Source organism: Brevibacterium sp. K11IcPPYGO002 (assembly GCF_050920635.1).
Lineage (GTDB): Bacteria > Actinomycetota > Actinomycetes > Actinomycetales > Brevibacteriaceae > Brevibacterium.
In genome coordinates this window covers 127,976-143,306 of sequence record NZ_CP131929.1, presented here as the reverse complement: position 1 = coordinate 143,306, position 15,331 = coordinate 127,976, and the positions used below count along the sequence as shown (strand labels likewise).

15 protein-coding genes are annotated in these 15,331 nt (G+C 66.5%); 7 read left to right on the top strand and 8 right to left on the bottom strand.

Annotated elements, in window-relative coordinates; translation table 11 throughout:
• Positions 1–149 precede the first annotated feature (149 nt).
• The 3 genes from QYM46_RS00655 (at position 150) to QYM46_RS00645 (ending at position 3,142) form a co-directional block, all read left to right on the top strand.
• Positions 150–1,445, top strand: a complete 1,296-nt coding sequence (locus tag QYM46_RS00655; protein ID WP_432790307.1) for an AMP-binding protein — start codon at positions 150–152, stop codon at positions 1,443–1,445.
• Positions 1,446–1,531: 86 nt separating this feature from the next.
• Complete coding sequence (locus QYM46_RS00650) at positions 1,532–2,188, top strand: TetR/AcrR family transcriptional regulator (RefSeq protein ID WP_432790306.1); 657 nt, start codon at positions 1,532–1,534, stop codon at positions 2,186–2,188.
• A 51-nt stretch (positions 2,189–2,239) separates the two neighbouring features.
• Positions 2,240–3,142, top strand: coding sequence for a diacylglycerol/lipid kinase family protein (locus QYM46_RS00645; RefSeq protein ID WP_432790305.1), 903 nt, complete (start codon positions 2,240–2,242; stop codon positions 3,140–3,142).
• Positions 3,143–3,286: 144 nt separating this feature from the next.
• On the opposite strand, the gene paaZ is transcribed toward QYM46_RS00645, so the two are convergent.
• The gene (paaZ, locus tag QYM46_RS00640) at positions 3,287–5,323 is read right to left on the bottom strand and encodes a phenylacetic acid degradation bifunctional protein PaaZ (protein ID WP_432790304.1); all 2,037 of its coding nucleotides are present in this window, start codon (positions 5,321–5,323) and stop codon (positions 3,287–3,289) included.
• 236 nt (positions 5,324–5,559) lie between these two features.
• Here paaZ and QYM46_RS00635 point away from each other — a divergent pair, with 236 nt between their 5' ends.
• On the top strand, positions 5,560–6,924 hold the full coding sequence (locus tag QYM46_RS00635) for an MFS transporter (RefSeq protein ID WP_432790303.1): 1,365 nt from the start codon (positions 5,560–5,562) through the stop codon (positions 6,922–6,924).
• A gap of 36 nt (positions 6,925–6,960) precedes the next feature.
• Here the strand turns inward: QYM46_RS00635 and QYM46_RS00630 are convergent, their stop codons facing one another.
• Both QYM46_RS00630 and QYM46_RS00625 read right to left on the bottom strand, forming a co-directional pair.
• The gene (locus tag QYM46_RS00630; protein WP_432790302.1) at positions 6,961–7,350 is read right to left on the bottom strand and encodes a type II toxin-antitoxin system VapC family toxin; all 390 of its coding nucleotides are present in this window, start codon (positions 7,348–7,350) and stop codon (positions 6,961–6,963) included.
• Complete coding sequence (locus tag QYM46_RS00625; protein ID WP_248279056.1) at positions 7,334–7,597, bottom strand: type II toxin-antitoxin system Phd/YefM family antitoxin; 264 nt, start codon at positions 7,595–7,597, stop codon at positions 7,334–7,336. Before QYM46_RS00625 ends, QYM46_RS00630 begins: the two co-directional genes overlap by 17 nt.
• A 182-nt stretch (positions 7,598–7,779) precedes the next feature.
• Here QYM46_RS00625 and QYM46_RS00620 point away from each other — a divergent pair, with 182 nt between their 5' ends.
• Positions 7,780–8,745: a serine/threonine dehydratase gene (locus QYM46_RS00620; protein WP_432790301.1), complete on the top strand. Its 966-nt coding sequence runs from the start codon at positions 7,780–7,782 to the stop codon at positions 8,743–8,745.
• Between the two features lie 30 nt (positions 8,746–8,775).
• Here QYM46_RS00620 and QYM46_RS00615 read toward each other — a convergent pair whose 3' ends face one another.
• Positions 8,776–8,967, bottom strand: a complete 192-nt coding sequence (locus QYM46_RS00615) for a hypothetical protein (protein WP_025777397.1) — start codon at positions 8,965–8,967, stop codon at positions 8,776–8,778.
• Positions 8,968–9,030: 63 nt separating this feature from the next.
• Positions 9,031–9,843 carry an ABC transporter ATP-binding protein gene (locus QYM46_RS00610; RefSeq protein WP_432790300.1) on the bottom strand — a complete coding sequence of 271 codons (813 nt, stop codon included), beginning with the start codon at positions 9,841–9,843 and terminating at the stop codon, positions 9,031–9,033.
• A 189-nt stretch (positions 9,844–10,032) separates the two neighbouring features.
• On the opposite strand from QYM46_RS00610, the gene QYM46_RS00605 reads away from it, so the two are divergent.
• Both QYM46_RS00605 and QYM46_RS00600 read left to right on the top strand, forming a co-directional pair.
• Positions 10,033–10,956 carry an IclR family transcriptional regulator gene (locus tag QYM46_RS00605; protein ID WP_432790299.1) on the top strand — a complete coding sequence of 308 codons (924 nt, stop codon included), beginning with the start codon at positions 10,033–10,035 and terminating at the stop codon, positions 10,954–10,956.
• Between the two features lie 49 nt (positions 10,957–11,005).
• Entirely contained in the window at positions 11,006–11,995 is a 990-nt protein-coding gene (locus QYM46_RS00600) for an Ldh family oxidoreductase (protein WP_432790298.1), read from the top strand.
• A 134-nt stretch (positions 11,996–12,129) separates the two neighbouring features.
• Here the strand turns inward: QYM46_RS00600 and dapA are convergent, their stop codons facing one another.
• From dapA to QYM46_RS00585, 3 genes are all read right to left on the bottom strand, one after another.
• A complete protein-coding gene (gene dapA / locus QYM46_RS00595; RefSeq protein ID WP_432790297.1) occupies positions 12,130–13,014 on the bottom strand; it encodes a 4-hydroxy-tetrahydrodipicolinate synthase in 885 nt (294 codons plus the stop codon).
• Positions 13,011–14,480: a flavin monoamine oxidase family protein gene (locus tag QYM46_RS00590; protein WP_432790296.1), complete on the bottom strand. Its 1,470-nt coding sequence runs from the start codon at positions 14,478–14,480 to the stop codon at positions 13,011–13,013. The genes dapA and QYM46_RS00590 overlap by 4 nt, the downstream gene beginning before the upstream one ends.
• Positions 14,481–14,623: 143 nt before the next feature.
• Complete coding sequence (locus tag QYM46_RS00585) at positions 14,624–15,292, bottom strand: GntR family transcriptional regulator (RefSeq protein ID WP_169250893.1); 669 nt, start codon at positions 15,290–15,292, stop codon at positions 14,624–14,626.
• Between the last annotated feature and the right edge of the window lie 39 nt (positions 15,293–15,331).

The window sequence follows — 15,331 nt, the reverse complement described above, 5'->3', positions numbered from 1 at the left end:
CCGCACGACTTCCCGACCCGCGTCCGGCTCCCCGCCGAGCCGGACGACCCCCACCGAACCACCCGTCGACGACCGGTCACCGAAGAACGGTGGACCACCTCGGCGGTCTTTGGATCTGACACACAGAAGAGATTCGCAAGGAGACGATGATGACTGAGACCGACCTCGACGCCGGCGAACGGATGAGCCTGGACGAGCTGCGCGCCGACCAGCTGACAAACCTCAAGACCACGGTGACCTCGGTGTACGAACGGGTGCCGTTCTACCGGAAGGCCTTCGACGAACTCGGCGTGACTCCCGCCGACATCACGAGCCTCGATGACATTGCGAAGCTGCCGTTCACGACCAAGCAGGACCTGCGCGACAACTACCCGTTCGGGCTCTTCGCCGTCCCGCAGGAGCAGGTCGCGCGCATCCACGCCTCCTCGGGAACGACGGGCCTGCCGACGGTCGTCGGGTACACGATGGGCGATCTCGATCGGTGGGGCAGCCTCATCGCGCGGTCCATCCTCGGTGCCGGCGGCAAGCGCGGACAGATGATGCACAACGCCTACGGCTACGGCCTGTTCACCGGCGGTCTCGGCGTCCACGGCGCCGAGCGCCACGGCTTCACGGTCGTCCCGATCTCCGGCGGTCAGACCCCGCGCCAGGTGCAGCTCATCCAGGACTTCAAGCCCGACATCATCACGGCCACCCCGACCTATCTGCTCACGATCCTCGACGAATTCCACAAGCAGGGCATCGACCCGACCTCGACGAGCCTGAAGACCGCGATCTGCGGCGCCGAGCCGTGGACGGACGAGATGCGCAAGGAGATCGAGAGCTCGTTCAACATCAACGCCGTCGACATCTACGGCCTCTCCGAGGTCATGGGACCGGGTGTGGCCTGCGAATCCGCGGTGACGAAGGACGGCCCGACGATCTGGGAGGACCACTTCTACCCGGAGATCGTCGACCCCTTCACCGGTGAGGTGCTGCCCGACGGGCAGGAGGGCGAACTCGTCTTCACCTCGCTGACGAAGGAAGCGCTGCCGATCATCCGCTACCGTACGCATGATCTCGCGACCCTGCTGCCGGGCACCGCTCGCCCGAACTTCCGCCGCATCTCGCGCATCACCGGCCGTTCCGATGACCTCATGATCATCCGCGGCGTCAACGTCTACCCCGCGAACGTCGAGACCGTGCTCTTCGAGTTCGCGCCGCTGAGCCCGCACTTCCAGCTCGTCCTCACCCGCCCGGGTCGGATGGACGAGATGACCGTCGAGGTCGAAGCCCGCGACGGCGTCGGCGCCGTCGAGCTCGAGGGTCTCGACAAGCTCGTGGCCGCCCGCATCAAGGAGCGCCTCGGCGTCTCCTGCACCATCGACATCAAGCTGCCCGGCGACCTGCCGCGCTCGGTCGGCAAGATGAAGCGCATCATCGACCGCCGCGAAGGCGTGCGCTGAGATGAGCGCCCCGGATTCGCAGCATGCGCACCGACCTGTGACCGGTATCGCGGCGTGCCGCCCGGCACCTCGTTAGACTGGTGCGCATGCCTGAATCCCCCTCACCTGCGCAGACTTCGCCGGAGACAGCGATGACTGCGAACCCGGCCGCCCCCAAACGCTCCCGCCGCGGCCGTCCCGGATACGACCGGGAGACGCTCATCAACAGGGCCACAGAGGTCTTCGTCTCCCGCGGCTACGACGGCACGTCGATGGACACGGTCGCCCGTGAGCTCGGCATCACGAAGTCGGCGATCTACCATCACGTGACGTCGAAGGAAGAGCTGCTGCATCTGGCGATCAGCCGCGGCATCCGCGCGCTCGATTCCGCCGTGGAGACCGAGAGTCTGCGTGAGAACGTCTCCGCACTCGAACGCCTGCGCCTGGCCGTGCGCGCCAGCGTGGTCATCCTCATCGAGTACCACCATTCGGTGACTCTGCTGCTGCGCGTGCGCGGAAACTCAGCCTTGGAACGCGAAGCCCTCGAGGCGCGCCGCAAGATCGATGCGAAGGTCCGAGCCCTCGTCGAGGCCGCCATCGCCGAGGGCGGCCTGCGTTCGGACTTCACCCCCGGACTCATCACCCGCCTGCTCTTCGGCATGGTCAACTCGATCACCGAGTGGTACCGGCCCAGCTATCCCGTCGACCCCGACACCATCGCCGAGGCGGTCACAACGATGGCCTTCCAGGGGCTGGAGGCCTGAGGGCCTTCACGCCGCCGATCTCTTGGACAGCGACGTCCCGGGAGGAATGCCATGAATGCTGCCGCCGCGACGGTTCCGATCATCCTCAATCCGAGTGCGCGCAGAGGCGCCGTGCTCAGGCGGATCGACCCCCTGACAAAGGCATTCGCCGCGCACGGACTCGAGGCAACGTTCATCAGGAGCACGAGCGCGGACCACGCCGGGCAGCTCGCAGCCGACTTCGCTGCGCAGGGCTCGGACCTCGTCGTCGCGCTCGGCGGTGACGGGATGGCGCGTGCGGTCGCGGCCGGGCTCGTCGGCACGGAGACCGCGCTGGGCGTCATCGCCGGCGGACGCGGCAATGACCTCATCGGCAAACTCGGCATCCCGAACGACATCGAGGCCGCCGCGGCCATCGTGGCTGCCGGTCGTGACCGGACCATCGACGTGCTCGACCTCGACGGGAAGATAAGCCTCGGCAATGTCTGTCTCGGCCTCGACTCGACCGTGCAGCACCACGCGAATACCGCGAGAGTCATCCGCGGACGCTGGGTCTACCTCTACGGCGTCGTGCGCGCACTGCTTCCGCCCAAGCGCATCGAGCTGGAGCTGACGATCGACGGCCAGCACCTCGCCTTTCGCGGGCTCACCGCGGGATTCGCGAATTCCGGCCGCTATGGCGGCGGGCTCCGGCTGTCGCCCGAGGCGGCCCTCGACGACGGTCTCATCGACGTGGTCCTGCTCCGGGAGGGGTTCCTGCCCAAGCTCGCCGTCGAAGTCGTGGAATACAGCCTCGGTCGACACCACAGGCACCCGCATATCCACTTCGCCCACGCGCGGGAGGTGAAGATCGACGTTCCTGAGGGCGCTGCCCCGGTCGAGATCATCGTCGACGGGGATGCGATCGCGCAGACTCCGGCGACCGTGACGATCCGCCCGTCATCGCTCAAGGTCCGCGTTCCCCACGACCGGTGATTCGGGTCACCCAAGGTTCCGGCGGCAGTCATCCGCCGCGAGAACACTCAGCACAGCGAGAAGGCCCAGTCCCGGACGTTCCGTGCGGTCGAACTGCTCGAAATCCCGCACAGGACGTCCGGAACTCGACATCCTTTTGCGCCCTCAGTACTCCTTGGCCACCAACGTGAGCACGTCGTAGTTCGCGACGGGCTCCTCGTTCTGGTTGACGACCTGCGCGTCCCAGCGGACCTCGCCGTATTCGTCGGTCTCACGCGGGGTGATGCGCTTGGCGGTGAGCGTCACCTTGAGCTTGTCACCTGGGGAGACGGGCGTGATGAAGTTGAGCCCCTCGAGTCCGTAGTTCGCGAGCACCGGGCCCGGGTCCGGCTGGACGAAGAGTCCGGCGGCGAAGGACACGATGAGGTAGCCGTGGGCGACGCGTCCCGGGAAGAACGGGTTCGCGGCGGCCGCCTCCTCGTTCATGTGTGCGTAGAACGTGTCGCCGGTGAAGTTCGCGAAGTGCTCGATATCGTCGAGCGTGACTTCCCGCCATTCCGAGTCGAGGGTGTCGCCGATGCGCAGATCGGCAAGCGACTTCGTGAACGGATGCTCGCCGAGGCGGCGCTCCGATCCGTTGACCCATTCCCCGCCGATGGCGGTGAGCATGTCCGGGGAGGCCTGGATCGCGGTGCGCTGCATGAAGTGTGTGATACCGCGCAGTCCGCCCATCTCCTCACCGCCGCCGGCCCGTCCGGGGCCGCCGTGGATGAGGTTCGGCAGCGGCGAACCGTGGCCGGTCGACTCTTCGGCATCGTCACGGTCGAGGACGAGCACGCGGCCGTGCCACGGGGCGATCCTGCGGACGAATTCGGTGGCGAACTCACGGTCGTGGGTGACGACGGAGCCGACCAGGGAGCCACGGCCACGGGCGGCCAGACGGACGGCATCCTCGGTGTCGGAATAGGTGATGATCGAGGTCACGGGCCCGAAAGCCTCGATATCGTGGACGGCATCGGACCAGGCGTCATCGGCCTGGAGGACGGTGGCCGCGACATAGGCTCCACCGTGCTCGGCGGCCAGACGGTCGGATTCCTCACGTCCGCCGGTCAGCAGGTGGGCTCCCCCGGCGATGATCCGGTCGACCGCGTCGAGGACGTCGGTGCGCTGTTTGTCGGAGACGACGGGGCCCAGGCGGGTGGACTTCTCGCGCGGATCGCCGACGCCCTGGGTGGCGAGCTTCGCGATGATCGCTTCGCCGACCGCCTCGGCGTGGGCCTCGGGGACGAACGTGCGGCGGATCGCGGTGCACTTCTGTCCGGCCTTGACGGTCATCTCGGCGACGACGCCGGAGACGAAGAGGTCGAACTCCTGCGTGCCGGGTGCGGCGTCGGGACCGAGCAGGGAGAAGTTGAGCGAGTCCGCCTCGGCGAAGAAGCGGGTGCCGCGCTGGGTCACACAGTCGAGCGCGGACAGCGTGCGGGCGGTGTTCGCAGAGCCGGTGAAGGCGATCGCGTCCTGTTCGGCGAGGTGGTCGAAGAGCGGGGTGACGTCACCGCTGACCAGCTGGATCGCGCCTTCGGGGAGCAGCCCGGACTCGATCATGTCGGCAACGACGGCGCGGGTCAGGTGGGCGGTGTCGGTGGCGGGCTTGACGACGACGGGGACGCCGGCGACGAACATCGGGCCGAACTTCTCGAGCATGCCCCAGACGGGGAAGTTGAAGGCGTTGATCTGCAGCGCGAGTCCCTGTCGGGAGGTGAGGATGTGGCGGCCGACGAAGGTGCCGTTCTTCGACAGACGCTCGACTCCGCCGTCGAGGTGGACGGTCGAGTTCGGCATCTGGCGGCGGGCGACGCCGGAGTAGGTGAAGAGGGTGCCGATTCCGCCTTCGATGTCGACGAAGGCGTCGCGCTTCGTGGTACCGGTGGAAAACGAGATCTCATGGTAGTTCTTCGTGCGCTCCATGAGGTAGGTCGCGAGCTTCTTCAGGATCACACCGCGCTGGTGGAAAGTGAGTGCCTGCAGCGCCTCGATGCCGGTGGTCCGGGCATGATCGGCGACGGCGGCGAAGTCGATTCCCGCCGAGCTCACCGAGTGCAGGAGCTCTCCGGTGCCGGCGTCGCGGACGGGTCGGGCGGACTCGGACGCTCCGGGTGTGTGCCAGCCTCCGGCCACATAGGAACTGAGGATTTCGGTCATGCTTTGCTCTCCCTCGCGGAACGACGTCTCCCGGTTCACGGTGGCCGATGTCGGCACCGCTGCCGATTCATAGAAATATACTAACCAATTGGTCGGTAATTGTCATCGGCCGATGAGTGAACGAGCGACATGTGACACCGTTCACTCACTGCTCTATGATCGGAAGCAATTACTGACCAAACAGTCACCTGAGTCAGTGAAGCACCGGCAATGTCGCCCGCAACGAAAGTTCCCGCATGTCCTCCACAGCACCCGGCCCTGCCGCAGCGCAGCCGCCCGCACCACATACGATCTCCCGCGAGGAGCGCAAGGTCCTCGCCGGCACCCTCGTCGGCACCACCATCGAGTGGTACGACTTCTTCATCTACGCTCAGGCCGCCGGTCTTGTCCTCTCGGCTCAGTACTTCGGCCCGCTGGCCTCGGACAATCCGGCGCTCGGCCAGATCATGGCCTGGGCGTCCTTGGGCATTTCGTTCCTCTTCCGACCGTTGGGCGCGATCATCGCCGGCCACCTCGGTGATCGGATCGGGCGCAAGAAGATGCTCGTCCTCACGCTCATCCTCATGGGGGCCGCGACCTCGCTCATCGGACTGCTGCCGAACTACGCGATGATCGGCGTCGGCGCACCGATCCTGCTCACCCTGCTGCGGATCCTCCAGGGCTTCTCCGCCGGCGGCGAATGGGGCGGTGCCGCACTGCTGTCGGTCGAGCATGCCCCGGTCTCCAAGCGCGGGATCTTCGGCGCCTACCCGCAGATCGGCGTGCCCGTGGGCATGATTCTCGCCACCGGCGTCATCTGGATCCTGACCACCGTGCTCACCCCCGAACAGTTCGCGAGCTTCGGCTGGAGGATTCCGTTCCTCTTCTCCGTCGTCCTCGTGCTCGTCGGCTATTACATCCGCCGCCAGGTCGAGGAGTCACCGGTCTTCGCCGAACTCGCCGAACGCAAGGCCGAATCCTCGGCCCCGCTGGGCACGCTGTTCAAGAAGAACACGAAGGAAGTCGTCCTCTCCGCGCTCATCTTCATCGGCAACAACGCCGTGGGCTACATGATCATCGCGTTCTTCGCCGCCTACGCCTCTCGTCCTCTCGCCGAGGGCGGTTCCGTCGGCCTCGACCGGGCGCCCGTGCTGCTGGCGACGACCCTGGCGAGCTTCGGCTGGCTGGTGTTCACGATGTGGGGCGGTGCGCTGTCGGACAAGCTCGGTCGCGTGCGCACCTTCCAGATCGGCTACGTCCTGCTCATCGTGTGGCTCATCCCGACATTCCTCATGATCGACATGGCCAATATCTGGATGTACGGCATCGGCATCTTCGTCCTCACCGTCGGCATGGGCCTGTCCTACGGCCCGATGTCGGCGATGTATGCGGAGATGTTCCCCGTCGAGGTCCGCTACTCGGGTGTGTCGATCGGCTATGCGCTCGGTGCGATCCTCGGCGGCGCCTTCGCCCCGACCATCGCCGAGACACTGCTCGCCGAGACCGGAAAATCGATCTCGATCGCGATCTACATGATCATCGTGTGCATCATCTCGCTCATCGGCGTCAGCCTCGTCAAGGAGACGAAGGGCAACGACCTCGGCCTGACCAAGCTCCACTGATCACGCGGCACTGAGGCGGCACTGTCCAAGCGGCGCTCAGCCGACCCCGGTGACCGGCTCACCGTAGGCGATGACCTCGGCGTCGACTGTCAGCAGTTCCAGCCCCTCGGTACGAGCCTGAGCGATGAGGATTCGGTCGAACGGATCCTGGTGGATCGGCGGAAGATCACCGACCGCGATCGCATGCGCCGAGGTGATCGGCAGCTCCCGATAACCGTTCTCCATCAATCCTCGCCGCAAGATTCGGGGATTGATGGAGAAGTCACCCTTCGCAGGTGACGATTTGATCGACACTTCCCATATGCTCGCCGCACTGAACAGCAGGTCGTTGGACTCATCACCGATCCGGTCACGCGCTTCCGCGCTCAGCTTCTCAGGTTCGTAGGCCGCCCAGAGGAGAAGGTGAGTATCAAGCAGAAGCAGCATCGCCGTCTCCGAAAAGAGCAGCGATCCGGCCTGCTTCGAGATCGTCGAAGTCGTCGGGGACCGATCCGTGACCGGCGAGGAATCCCAAACGCTGCTCTCGCCCCTCTTCGTCATATCGAACGAGGCGAGCAATCGGCTTCCCCGCGCGGGCAATCGTCACTGATTCTCCCGCAGCAACAGCTTCGAGCAGGCGGGAGAACTGCGTCTTGGCTTCGTGGATGTTGACCATCGTCATCGGCTTCTCCATCTGCAGATCAGACTTAGTCCAGTTGGCTTAGTCTATCATCGGGTCGATTGCGGCGGGCCGAGCGACCGCATGACCGCGCCCGTGCGCCCTGCGGGCGGATCCACCCCGAAATCCCCGGAAGAATCACGGCGGATCCACCCACAGGAGACACCTGCCCGGCAGCACTCGCATAGGCTGATGAGATGACTGAGCTGACGTACGCCGACATCGAAGCCGCCGCTGTACGGATCGCCGGTCGGGTGCGCCCGGTGGCCGTGGCCCCGGCCGACGAGGACGGACACGTCTTCGCCCTCGAGTTCATGCAGCACACCGGCACGTTCAAGACCCGCGGTGCACAGAACTTCATCCAGGCTCACCTTGCCGAAGGCACCTTCCCCGAGGCGGGAGTGACGATCGCCTCGGGCGGCAACGCCGGACTCGCCTGCGCATGGGCCGCCCGTGCCGCCGGTGTACCGGCAACCGTCTTCCTGCCGACCACCGCGCCGAGCGTGAAGGTCGAACGACTGCGTTCGTATGGCGCGCGAGTGGAGTTGGTCGGTTCCGAATTCGCCGAGGCGGCCGCCGCCTGCCAGGATTTCGTCGTCTCATCGGGGGCGCTGGCCTCGCACGCCTACGACCACCCGCTCATCGCGGCCGGTGCAGGCACGCTGATGACCGAGATCCTGGCGCAGGTGCCCGATCTCGACACGGTCGTCGTCTCCGTCGGAGGCGGCGGCCTGTTCGCCGGCGTCGCGACTGCGGCGACTCATCACGGAATGCGCACTGTCGCGGTTGAGCCGGAGAACTGCCGAGCGCTGAATGCAGCGATTGAGGCGGACGAGCCGGTCGACGTCACGGTCGATTCGGTGGCCGCGGATTCGCTCGGTGCCCGTCGCGCCACACCGCTGGCACTGGAGGCGGCACGGTCGGATCTGGTCACCTCGGTGCTGGTCAGCGACAACGCGATCGTCGAAGCACGGCAGCGACTGTGGGACGAACACCGGCTAGCGGTCGAGCATGCCGCGGCGACGGCATTGGCGGGAGTCCGCGGTGGCGGCGGAGGGAAGACGGCCGGCGACGGCAAGTCGGTCAGCGGCTATGTGCCGGCCGAGGGCGAGAAAGTCTGCGTCGTCCTCTGCGGGGCGAATACGAGCCTCGGCGATCTCTGAGGCGCAGTCAGCGCAGTCGAAGGCAGGAAGTCAGCGCGTTCGGTCGCGGTCCTTGGACTTCAGTGAAGCCTTGATGAGGCCGAAGATCGCGAGCGCCACGACGACGGTGATGATGGCCTTGACGAGGAACCACGCGACGGAGAACGCGACGTTGACCACCCACCACGCGATGATGATGGCGATGATCGCGCCGATGACGCTCCACACGGTACTCATCTTCATGTCTCCAGCCTAGGCCCGAGTGCACGGCGGTGCAATGCGCGCGGTGATCGTCCCAGCCGATCATCAGCCGACGGACGCGACAGACGCACCGGACCGGACCGCGCGGGCCGACCACCGGCGGTCGGCGAAGCCCACCTCGATCGGGTGGTCGAAAGCGGCGGAGACCTGCTCGGAGGTGAGCACCTCGGCGATGGGACCGGCGGCGGTCAGCCGCACGTCGGAGATGAGCGCCGCGTGCGTGGTGGTCTCCGGAATCTCCTCGAGATGGTGGGTGACCAGCAGTGTTGCCAGCTCCGGCGAGCGCAGCGACAGGGCGTCGATGGTCTCGAGCAGCTGTTCGCGGGCGGCCACGTCGAGGCCCGTGGTCGGTTCGTCGAAGAGCAGCAGCTGAGGGTCGGCGATGAGCGCACGTGCCACGAGCGCACGGCCCCGCTCCCCCTGCGACAGCACCTTCCACCCGACATCGGCACGGGAGCCCAGCCCCACCTCGGCGATCTGGGCATCGGCCTTCACGACATCCTCGGGTGAGGGTTCCCACCGCATGGGGCGCTCGACGGTGCCGGTCAGCCCGGTGAGGACGACCTCGCGGACGGTGAGGTTCGAGCGCAGCGGGTGGCGCGGGTTGACGTGTCCGATGAGGCGGCGCAGGGCTGCGAGATCGACCCGACCCATGCGTGATCCGAGGATGTCGACGGTGCCCGAGCTCGGGAACACCTGCGCCGAGGCGAAGCTCAGCAGGGTCGACTTCCCTGCTCCGTTCGGCCCGATGAGCACCCAGTGTTCGCCGGCACCGATACGCAGATCGATGCCGTGGAGAATGTGCGTCTGCCCCCGGCGGAACGTCACATCGGCGATATCGAGCACAGTCTCCGCCACGTCTCGCTCACCCCTCAAGATCGACGGCCCCACCGGCCGGTTGGACCCATTCGATTCTAGGACCCACCTCGCCGAGGCGGCTCCCACCCTGAGATTCCGACGTTTCGCATCGTGGATCAGGAGTTCGACCCACTGCCGCGCTCTCGTCAGTGCGGTCGCGTCAGTGCAGCGTCGGGCCATAATGGAGACATGCACAACGGCGCCGATTCGAATGAGGACCTCCGCGAGGAATATCGCATCAAGATGCGCGGTCGGCTGCTGCGCCGGTCGGCGTCGTTCAACGTCGCCCACGCCGTCGACAGCCTCGAACCCGGCACCGGCGCGCAGAGCATCCAACGCGCGCTCACGCTGCTCAACCTCGTCGGGCTCATCGCCGGGGAGCGCCGTGAAGGCGCGAGCCTGTCCGAGCTCGCCTCGATCAGCGGTCGACCGAAGGCCAGCGTCCACCGCATGCTCCAGGCGCTCATCGCCATGGGCTACGTCGAACGCCTCGAAGAGGGCGGGTATCGCCTCGGCGTGCAGTCGCAGATCCTCGGTCAGCTGGCCCAGAAGTCGGTCGATCCCCTGGTCACGGAGTCAGAGTCGAGTCTGCTGCGCCTGGCCGAACTCAGCCAGGACACCGTGTTCCTCACTCTGCGCACGGGCAGCTATTCGATCTGCGCCCGCCGCGAGGAGGGCTTCGGTGAGATCTTCAACAACGCCCTGTCCGTAGGCGACCGACATCCCCTGGGCATCGGCGCCGGATCGCTGGCGATCCTCTCCGAGCTCTCCCCCGCCGAGGTGGACGCCCAGTTCGAGGCCAACGCCGAGATCCTCGCCGAGAGGTATCCGAAGGTCTCCGTCCCGCACCTGCGCGACATCATCGATCAGGCCCGCATCGACGGCTTCGTCCACAATCCGGGGCTCTTCGCCAAGGGGTCGTGGGCGGTGGCAGTGCCGCTGCGCATCCGCGGTTCCCGCCCACGTGCGGCCCTGTCGATCGCCTCGATCGCCGACCGTGTCACCGGCTCCCGAGTCGAACGTCTCGTCGCTCTGCTGCGCCGTGAGTCGAAGGCCATCGCGGAGGCGCTGAGCTCCCAGACCGACCCCGTCCCGGACTCCGGCGACCTCTGACCGACACCGCGCCTCGGTGCCGTGTGTGACCTCAGGTAGCGTGATGGGCATGCCGGAGACTCCTGACGCTGCGACCGTGTCCCTGACGATTCCCGACCTGCGCGACCTGTGCATCGCTGCGATCACGGCGGCCGGTGGCTCACCCGCACTGTCGCAGTCACTGGCGGAGGCGACCCTGGCCGCCGAGAGACGGGGCAAGACTGCCGTCGGCACGGCACACCTCGTCGACTATCTCGACGGCCTCGAGGCCGGCCGCATCAACGGGCAGGCGCGGCCGAAAGTGACGAAGCAATTGCCGGCAGCACACCACGTCGATGCCGACCGCGGCGCTGCGCAGCTCGCCTTCGACGCCGCTTTCGACGACTTCGCCTCGTCTGCCGCAGACCTCGGCATCTCCGTGCTGAACATCGCCAACGCCTTCACCGCCGGCGAACTCGGCTATTACACGACCCGACTAGCGGAGCGGGGTCTTTTGGCGTTTGCAGGCGCCAACTCGCCGGCGCTGATGTCGCTGTTCGGCTCACCGGGTTCGGCGACCGGAACGAACCCCTTCTCATTCGCCGTCCCGCACCCCGATGGCCCGCGCATGTTCGATCAGGCGACCAGTGCGACAGCCTGGGTCAACGTCCGCGACGCTGCCGATCGTGCAGAAACGATCCCCGAGGGGTGGGCACTGGACCCGAGCGGGGCGGCCACGGTCGAGGCCGAAGCCGCGCTCGCCGGTTCCCTGCTGCCGTTCGGCGGGGTCAAGGGCAGCAATGTGGCTCTCATGATCGAACTCCTCGCCATCCACGGCGGGGGCCGCTTCTCCGTCGACGCGCCCGCCTTCGACTCGGGGCAGGAGAACCCGGGCACGGGACTGTTCGTCATCGCGATCGCGCCAGACGCGTTCGATCCCGACTATTCGCAGCGGGTCACCGACCACCTCGACCGCCTGCACGCCAGCTTCGGCGTCGACTTCGGTCGCAAACGCAGCCTCGAGGTCATCGAACTGCCGGAGGAACTCCACTCAGCGCTGCTCACTCGCAGCCGCAGCTGAGCCGCCGACCGCTCGAGTTACCGTCGACCGCACACCACATAACTCGGTACAGCGACGGCAACGTGAGCGGTCGGCATCAGCGGCTGGAGCCGGAGTGAGCGCTCGACGCCGAGTTGAGCGGTCGACGTCCGTGCTCAGCTGCCGAGGGTGGCCAGAGCTGCCTTGATCCGCTCCCTGGCGTCGGGATCGGTGTCGGCCAGGGGCCGCCTCGGCGAACCGACGGGGACGCCGCGCAGTTCGAGGCCGGTCTTCACGGCTTGGATGAACGGTTCGGAGATCATCGCGTCGATGACCGGGTAGAGCCGCTGCCACTCGTCGCGCGCACCGTGGAGGTCGCCGTCGGCGATCTTGGTCGACACCGACACGATCTCGGACGGCAGGACGTTCGCGGCTCCCGCCACCATTCCGGCCGCGCCTTCGACGAGGCCGGAGTAGATGTAACTGTCCCAGCCGATGAAGGTGGAGATGACGTCGCTGTGGTGGTGGATGAGCTGAAGTGCCTGCTCCCAGTTCGCGCTCGAGTCCTTGATGAAGCGGATGTTCGCGACATCCTCGGCGAGCTGCCTCACTGCGCCGGGGTCGAGGTTGACGCCGGTGGCCGCAGGGATGTTGTAGAGCATGACATCGATGTCCACAGCCGAGGCGACAGCCTTGATGTAATCGCCCGTCTCGGCCTGCGTCAGGGGCTCGTAATACGGTGTGACGATTATGAGGACATCGGCTCCGGCCTCCTGCGCGGCTCGGGAATGGCGGATGGCTTCCCGCGTCGAGGTGGCTCCGGTCTGCGCGACGATCGGCACCCGGCCGGCTGTGCGTTCGATGACGAATTCGAGCATGGACTGCCGCTCGTCACCGGTCATCGTGGCGAACTCCGCGGTCGAGCCGCCGACGACGAGGCCGTCGACTCCACCGTCGATGGACCGGTCGACGATGCGGCCCAACGCCTCGAAGTCGATGTTCTCCTCGGCGTCGAAGGGAGTGGTGAGTGCGGTGAGGACTCCGCGCAGCTGAGTGGTCATGATGTCTCCATAAGGGTCTGAGGTGCAGTGGTTGCCTGGGGTGCGGTGGAGTGAGTATTCGCCTCGTGTCGAGGCGGCTCGTTCTCGTTGGGATGCTGGACGGGGTGGTGCCGACGGGTCTGGCGTGCCGTGACGAGGATGTTCGCGGCCTCTTGCGCGGCCGTGAAGCCGGAGCTGATGGCGGTCTCCGTATAGAGGGTGCCCATGTAGTCTCCGGCGAGGAACACTCGGCCGGACAGCGCGTTGAGTGTCGGCTGGAGCCTCCCGCGCCCCGGGAAGCAGTAGGGTGCGCCGGTGCGCCACCGCTGCACCTGGGCTTCTTCGACGATCCCGGCGAACCCGGGAAGGACTTCGTCGAGGTCGCTGATGTAAGTGTCGAGGATATCCTTGTCGTCCAGGTCAAGAAGCTTCCTGGCCAGGCTCGCCGGGGAGAAGGTCATGATGCTTCCTCCGGGCTGGCGCTCCGATTCGGTGCCGCGGACGATGTTGCCCTGGTTCATCACCACGTTAAAGGAGCGCTTCGGCGTGGCGATGCCGTAAGCCCGGTCCCAGGGCTGGAGTTCGGTCTCGTTGGTGAGGAAGGCCGCGGACACATAGGGTCCGTAGACGATCTTCGACAGCGCCTCCCGCTTGTCCTCCTGCAGGTCGACGGCGATCTTATGGGCCACGGTCGCCGGGGTCGCGAGGACGACGGACAGCGCTTCGATCTCGTGGTCGATGTCGTCCTGCCGGTAGCGGACGACGACGTGGTCCTTCTTGTGGACGATCTCGTAGACTTTCGCATCCAGCTGGATGTTCTCCTGCAGCGGGGCGGCGATCGACTCGACGAGGTTGGACGGCCCGCCGCCGATACTGCGGTTGAGACCCTGCCCGATGTTCCACACGAGGCTGAAGTAGCCGATGCCGGCACCGGCGGCGAGTTCATCGGGGTCGGCGGCCGAGCGGGTGATCGTCGGCCGGAACATCGCCTCGGCATCTTCGGACAGTTCCCCGATGTAGTCGGCGAACGAGCGGTCGTTCTCGAAGTCGTAGATGCGCTGCTGGCGCATCTCCGAGCTTTCGTTCGGGCGCAGACGCACGGCATTGGCATAGCGGAGGACGTCGGCGGAGACCTTGACCCCGGCCTTGATCATCGAGGCCCGGTCCTTCAGCGACATGGGGATCCGGAACGGATACGACTGGACGGGCCCGTCGATGAGCAGCTTGCCGTTCATCGACACCGCCGACAGCGATCCGGGGATCTCCGTCGAACGGGTCTGCGTCTCGGTGATAAGGGCATTCGTCGCTGTCTTGCCTCCGGCGAACATGTGTCCGCCCCAGTTGAGGAAATAGCGTCCGCGGTTCTCCGAACGGATCCGACCGCCGACTCGGGAACCCGATTCCAGCAGCGTCACATCCCAATTGCGCAGTCGCCATGCTGCTGACAGTCCGGCGAGTCCGCCGCCGACGATGACGGCATCTTTCATGGGGAGCACCCCCTCTCTGCTCTGAGCGTCCGCGCACCTTCACGCGGATCGTCTGCACACAGAATAGGATGTGATCACATTTATTCGCAAGTATTTGATCACATCTGATTTCAGGGTGTTCTTCAGGCCCGCATCTGCCGGCCTCAGGCGCCCAGCCCGGCACGGATGCGGCGGACGGCGTCGTCGAAGGATTCTTCGGTCACCTCGGCGGCGACGGCGGGGTCTCCGGCGTCGACGGCGTCCATGAGTCGGCGCTGGTGCTTGAGCAGCGGAGCCTTGGCATCGGCCGCGATCTCCCGCCTGGCGCCGACGAGTTTATAGGCCCGGCAGCGCAGCCACAGGGTCCGGATCGTCTCGACGAGGACGGGATTGCCCGACGCGGAGTAGATCGTCGCGAGCAGCTCCTCGTCGTGGTCGAGGTACTCCGAGGCATCGCCGGAGTCGAGCGCCGACTCCATCGCCGCGAACTCCTCGTCCAGCCGCGCCCGGCCCGCCTCGTCGAGCTTCTGCGCGCCCTGGACCGTCGCTTCGACCTCGAGGATGCGACGCACGGAATAGATCTGCAGCAGCTCCTCGGCGGTGAATTCCTTGACCACCGCCCCACGATGCGGACTGGTCTCGACGAGCCCGACCTCCTCGAGCCTGGCCAGCGACTCACGCACGGGCATGACGCTCGTGCCCAGGGTCGCCGCGAGTTGGCGGATCCGCAATCGGTCTCCGCTGCGATACTCGCCGGAGAGGATGCTCGCCTGCAGCGCCTCGAACACCTGGTCGCCGATGCGCGGTCCGATCTCGGTCTGGGTCTCGCTCATAGTCGACAGTCTATCCACGCCGAGGCGGCTTCCCCCGTC